The 5,173-nt window shown below is 67.8% G+C and carries 6 protein-coding genes and 1 tRNA gene; 3 read left to right on the top strand and 4 right to left on the bottom strand.

Annotated elements, in window-relative coordinates:
• The first annotated feature begins 58 nt into the window (after positions 1–58).
• Together pyrE and ACM9NP_RS17255 are read left to right on the top strand one after the other, a co-directional pair.
• Complete coding sequence (gene pyrE / locus ACM9NP_RS17260; RefSeq protein WP_415647750.1) at positions 59–631, top strand: orotate phosphoribosyltransferase; 573 nt, start codon at positions 59–61, stop codon at positions 629–631.
• A gap of 72 nt (positions 632–703) precedes the next feature.
• Positions 704–777 (top strand) — tRNA-Gly (locus tag ACM9NP_RS17255).
• Positions 778–1,079: 302 nt separating this feature from the next.
• Here ACM9NP_RS17255 and ACM9NP_RS17250 read toward each other — a convergent pair.
• The 3 genes from ACM9NP_RS17250 to ACM9NP_RS17240 form a co-directional block, all read right to left on the bottom strand.
• A complete protein-coding gene (locus tag ACM9NP_RS17250) occupies positions 1,080–1,358 on the bottom strand; it encodes a hypothetical protein (protein ID WP_415647749.1) in 279 nt (92 codons plus the stop codon).
• A gap of 71 nt (positions 1,359–1,429) precedes the next feature.
• Entirely contained in the window at positions 1,430–1,771 is a 342-nt protein-coding gene (locus ACM9NP_RS17245; protein WP_415647748.1) for a MazG nucleotide pyrophosphohydrolase domain-containing protein, read from the bottom strand.
• 29 nt (positions 1,772–1,800) lie between these two features.
• On the bottom strand, positions 1,801–2,523 hold the full coding sequence (locus ACM9NP_RS17240; RefSeq protein ID WP_415647747.1) for a TetR/AcrR family transcriptional regulator: 723 nt from the start codon (positions 2,521–2,523) through the stop codon (positions 1,801–1,803).
• A 113-nt stretch (positions 2,524–2,636) separates the two neighbouring features.
• Here ACM9NP_RS17240 and ACM9NP_RS17235 point away from each other — a divergent pair, with 113 nt between their 5' ends.
• A complete protein-coding gene (locus ACM9NP_RS17235; protein WP_415647746.1) occupies positions 2,637–3,362 on the top strand; it encodes a DUF2306 domain-containing protein in 726 nt (241 codons plus the stop codon).
• Between the two features lie 61 nt (positions 3,363–3,423).
• Here ACM9NP_RS17235 and ACM9NP_RS17230 read toward each other — a convergent pair whose 3' ends face one another.
• The gene (locus ACM9NP_RS17230; RefSeq protein WP_415647745.1) at positions 3,424–4,095 is read right to left on the bottom strand and encodes a GNAT family N-acetyltransferase; all 672 of its coding nucleotides are present in this window, start codon (positions 4,093–4,095) and stop codon (positions 3,424–3,426) included.
• Positions 4,096–5,173 lie beyond the last annotated feature (1,078 nt).

Raw genomic sequence — 5,173 nt, 5'->3', positions numbered from 1 at the left:
GCCTTGGGCGGNCNCCGTCTCTGTGTCCCGGACGCACTGTGGCCCCGGTCGCGTGCGGATGCCCGAGAACGCGACGCGGCGACGCTGCTGGCAGCCTGACGGGATGACGTCCACCGAACTCGCCGCCCGTATCGCGGCCCGCTCTCACCTCACCGGGGAGTTCGTTCTCCGGTCGGGCGCGACCGCCACCGAGTACTTCGACAAGTACCTGTTCGAGGCCGACCCGGTGCTGCTGTCGGACATCGCCGACGCACTCGCGCCGTTGACCGGGGAGCCGGATGCCTTGGCGGGCCTCGAACTCGGTGGGGTGCCGATCGCGGTGGCGTTGTCGCGGGTGACGGGCCTGCCGAGCCTGTTCGTGCGCAAGGAGGCGAAGCCGTACGGGACGAGGCGACTCGCCGAGGGCGGCGAGGTCGAGGGCCGACGCCTGCTCATCGTCGAGGACGTGGTGACCTCCGGTGGTCAGATCATCGCCTCGGTGAACGCGCTGCGCGACCGTGGCGCCGTCGTCGAGCGGGCGATCTGCGTCATCGACCGCGAGGCGGGCGGCCCCGCGAACCTCGCCGAGGCGGGCGTCGAGCTGTCCGCGTTGTTCACGATGACGGAGCTGAGGGCCGGTCTGAACCGCTGACGGCGCGTCGATGGCAACCCGATGGACACGCCACCGCGCCACCCGTTACTCTTATACCGCTGTACATGGCACGCGGACGTAGCTCAATGGTAGAGCCTCAGTCTTCCAAACTGATTACGCGGGTTCGATTCCCGTCGTCCGCTCCACGAGAAACCCCCAGGTGAGACGTCACCTGGGGGTTCCTTTATGGATACAGTTGCCGGATTTCGTGCCCTCCGCGTGCCACTTCGTTCCGGCGGCCCGATTCGGTCCGGAGCGGGGAGGCCGAAACCGCGGTGCGGGTCGGCGCGCGGCACCCTCGCGCTCGGCTCGCGGTCAACGGGTGCGCGGCGGGGTTCGCGGCGACGCGTCGATCCCCGCTCGCACGGCGATCGTGGGACACGGGGCTGCTCGCTTCGACGTCGACTGGGCTCGGCGACCCACGTGCCCTTTGGCGGACCTCACCGGCTCAGCCGGGGTGGGCGTGGCGCGGGGTGTAGTTCGCGGGGCGCGGGCCGTAGACGTCCGGTGTGGAGTCATCCGACTCGTCGGGAAGGCTGCCGGAGTCCATCAGGCCCGCGACGAAGGCCCTCAGCATGCACAGCTCGTCGAGAACCGCCTCGGACACGTACCCGCCGTCGGGGCGACCCCGCTCCGATACCCGCACGATTCCCTGTGTCCTGGCCATTCCCCGATAACTACCCACCCGCGCGGCGAACTCCCGCGCGGTCACACGCACAACTGTCACGGTCTCATTGTGGTCGCGGCGCGCGGTTCGTCATGGTCAGCGACACGCGCGGTCCCACGATTCGGATTGCTCTACTGTGTCCTGTCCATGTCGGTCGATCGTGGACGACGTGGGGCCACCCGCGCGTGCGTGGCGTCGATGGCCGCGTCGAGCGCTCCCTCGACGCCGTAGTGCCGCGCGAGGGCGAGGGTGTTGTGCAGCAGGTCTTCCAGCTCCTCGGCGAGCGCCGACGGGTCGGGCTCGCCGTGTTTGTCCACCTTGGCGCCCTTGCGTTCGAGATGGTTGACCGCGGTCGCGATCTCTCCGAGTTCCTCGGTCAGCCGCGCGAGTATCACGAACGGCGAGTCCCCATCGTCGAAGGTGGCCCGGTACCCGTCGGCGATCTCGTAGAGCTTGTTCAGGCGGTCGGTCATCGGCGAATGGTATTCAGGGGTGTCCATGCCTACTTCTTCATCGACCGGACGTAGTCGTCGATGCCGTCGAGGAGCCGCTCCAATCCGAACTGGAGCGGTTCGTCGACATTGGCCGCCTCCAGATCGGCACCGAACACCTCGGGGCTCGCGATCGCCGCGAGGGCCGGAAATCGCCCGTCCGTCAGGACCTGGGTGAGCGTCTCGTCGTAGGGGGTGTGCCCCGGGGCGTCGGCGACGTCGAGGGACAACTTGGCGAGGCCGCGGATGGTTCCGAGCAGGAAGGTCGCGGTCGCCATCTGGTCGCCCGGCCGGAGACCACTGTCGTTCAGCGCCTGGATGAGTTGGTCGAACCAGGCGAGCTGTCGGGGGCCGATCGGCGGCGATGACAGGGTGACGCGGGCCATCCACGGCTTGCTCATGTAGAGGTCCCACAGACTGGACATCCACTGTCGCGTGCGTTCGCGCCAGGTCTCGCCGGTGAGCTCCGGAGGGTCCTCGGTGGCAACGTCCATCATCACTTCGATGAGGACGTTCTTGCTCGACACGTAGTTGTACAGCGACATCGTCGTGTACCCGAGTTCGCCGGCGACACGTTGCATCGAGACGGCCTCGATGCCGTCTCGGGTGGCGATGTCGATCGCGGCGCGGGCGATCTGTTCGACGCTCAGTTTGGGTCGTGGTCCGCGTGTGCGGCGGGGTTCCTCGCCCCACAGCAGTCGGATGGCTTGCTTGGTGTGGTCGTCGTTGGGCACCGGTTCTCCTCGTGGTCGCGGCACCCATCCTAAAACTATGTATGGTGTACATTTATTAATGTATGTCATACATAGTTAATTCCCCAGTGCCCCCAGTGAAGGGAGACAGTGTCATGACATCGACACTGCCGACATCGACCCCGACCGTTTCATCGGGCGAATCGCCCGGTGTTCGCTGGTGGCGACGCCCGTGGGTGATCCCGCTCGCCCTCGTGGCGTTCGTCTTCATCGGCTTCTCGCTGCCGCGCTACCTCACCTTCGATCCCGCTCAGTCGCTTGTGGAAGCGCCAGATGGGATGACGTCCCACTATCCGATGCTGGTGGCGCACGTCTTCTTCGGATCGATCGCGATGCTGACGTGCTGCCTCCAGGTGTGGCCGTGGCTGCGGCAGCGCCACCCGCGCGTCCATCGGATCAGCGGCCGGGTGTACATCCTGGGCGGCGTGCTCCCCAGTGGACTCATGGGACTCACGATCGGCGCGGTCAGTGTGTTCGGCCCGGTGATCCAGGTCAGCAACGTCATGCTGGCGCTGCTGTGGCTCGGGACGACGGCGGCCGGTTACGTGGCCGCGCGGCAGCGACGCTTCCGGGACCATCGACGTTGGATGGTCCGCAGTTTCGCGCTCACCATGTCCATCGTGATCAATCGGATTCTCCTGGTGCCGTTGATCATCTGGCTCTTTCCTCAGCAGGAGACGACCTTCGGAGGAAGCGAGTTCGCCCTGATGCAGGCGGTCTCCGGACTGACCGGATGGATGAGCTGGACCATCGCGCTCATCCTCGCCCAACTGTGGTTGGATCGGCGGCCCCGTCGCGTCGCACGCGTGTCGGTCGGCTGACGAAGGAGCTCGTCGAAGTCCCGTCGCGGCGACGCGGCGGGACGGACCCGCCCGGAGTGTTCTAGCGCCTGGCGGCCTTGGCGGTGAGGACGGTCGCCCGGGGCGTCCAACCGAGCCGCCTGTAGAGGCGTTCTCCGTCGGGGCTGGCGATCAGGAGTCCGGTGCGCGCGCCCGCCCGTACCGCGGCGTCCGTCAGCGCGGACATGACGACGCTGCCGAGTCCTCGTCGCCGATGATCGGGATCGGTGCGGATCTCGTGCGCGACGGCGTCCCGTCCGATGACGGCCGTCATCCCGCTCGCGGCCGTTGTCCCGTTCTCGGTGGACAGCCGCGCGTGCCACACGCCGTCGGTCTCGATGACCCGGACGGAATACGGCGGTCGTGCCTCATGGTGCGGATGCCCGATGAGGTCGGTGGTCATGAAGGTCTCCGGATCTCCGAACACCGTCAAACCCGCCGCCTCCAGCACTTCCCGTGTCACGTGCGGACGTGTCGTCATCGTGGTGAGCCAGGTGAGCGGCCCCGCCGAGATGACCAGCTTCGCGAGCTCCGCCAGGCTCTCGGGGTGCTCGTCGGCGTGCAGCGCGAAGATCTCCTCGTGCCGATTCGCCGCGGCGACCGGCACCCGCAGCGCCACACCCGTGTCGACGGCGGCCGCGAGACCCCGACACCGCCCCCAACCCGGCTCCCACCGGCGCACCAACTCCGCCACTGAGCCATCGTCAATGATCACTTCGCCGATGGTAGCCAAGGTTTCGCCGGACGCTCCTCTGCTTCCGATTCCCCGACGCGGTGCTGAGCTGCGATCGTTCTGGCAGGGCGGCGCGGGCTTTCGCTTGCGGCAGAATGATTCCTGGGCTTGGTCGACCCGCCGATGCGAGGACGGGAGTGAGCGTGGACGAGTTCCTGGCCCAGGCGGGGGCGTGGGCCGAAACACTGAGGCGACGACACGGAGCCGGGGAGCCGGACGTCGTAGCCGATCGCGGGGACTCGTCCGTGTCTTGGTGCTGTGGATCCTCGCGCGAGTGCCGGTCGTGCCCGTGCGATTCGTCGCGTTGATCCCAGCCGGCTTGCGCGCGCTGAGTACCGTGCCCTGGTGACGCATGTGGGCTATACGGAGATCGAGGTGGGCGCTGGCGGCGTCGTCGAAATCGCCGGGGACGACCTCGTCAGTGTCCTTCGCGTCCGCGGTGGCGCCGTACATCTGGAAGGCTACGACTGTCGCGGCAGCATCGGCAAACTCGCGCTGCGGACGGGATCAGCGCGACTGTCTCTGAACGAGCTGGACGAGCTGTGCGCGTGGCTTCGCGCCCCCGCTCCGGAATCCATAATGGAGCACGCGAGCGCGGTGCTGCGGGTCCTGTCTCCCGGACGTTACGGAGTCCGCCTGTTCACGGGGAACAAGGGCACGATCGTCAAGCCTCATGGCGGGGACGGGCTGGTCGGCTGGTATCCGCACGAGCCGATGTCGGTTCTGCTGCCCACGGAGACATGGCCGCCGAGTGATCAGACCACCGTCGACGCGTACACGCGGCGGATCGACGCCGGTGGACGCCCGGCGGCCGTCGTGCTCCGGGCTGAACCGGGAAAGGTCGCCTCCACCGCCTACATCCTCGACGGACACCACAAGCTCGCGGCCTACGCGGATCGTCGCGTCCGGCCACGGCTGCTGGACATCGCCCACCTCGACGCCCGGCCGCTCACCCGCGCCGAGGTCGACGCGGTGATCCCGAGCGGCCATCCGAGGCGGGCGTACTTCGACGCGNNGTTNGNNCAGTCCTGGTCACGCGTTTCAATCGACCTCCGTCGGG

This window comes from Stackebrandtia soli (genome assembly GCF_965137155.1).
Taxonomy (GTDB): domain Bacteria; phylum Actinomycetota; class Actinomycetes; order Mycobacteriales; family Micromonosporaceae; genus Stackebrandtia; species Stackebrandtia soli.
This window is presented reverse-complemented; position numbering and strand designations above follow the sequence as displayed.

Excerpts from the sequence above, each read along its gene's own strand:
- pyrE (WP_415647750.1), top strand. The coding sequence starts at position 59 with ATGCCCGAGAACGCGACGCGGCGACGCTGCTGGCAGCCTGACGGGATG.
- ACM9NP_RS17245 (WP_415647748.1), bottom strand. The coding sequence starts at position 1,771 with ATGACCGACCGCCTGAACAAGCTCTACGAGATCGCCGACGGGTACCGG.
- ACM9NP_RS17235 (WP_415647746.1), top strand. The coding sequence starts at position 2,637 with ATGACATCGACACTGCCGACATCGACCCCGACCGTTTCATCGGGCGAA.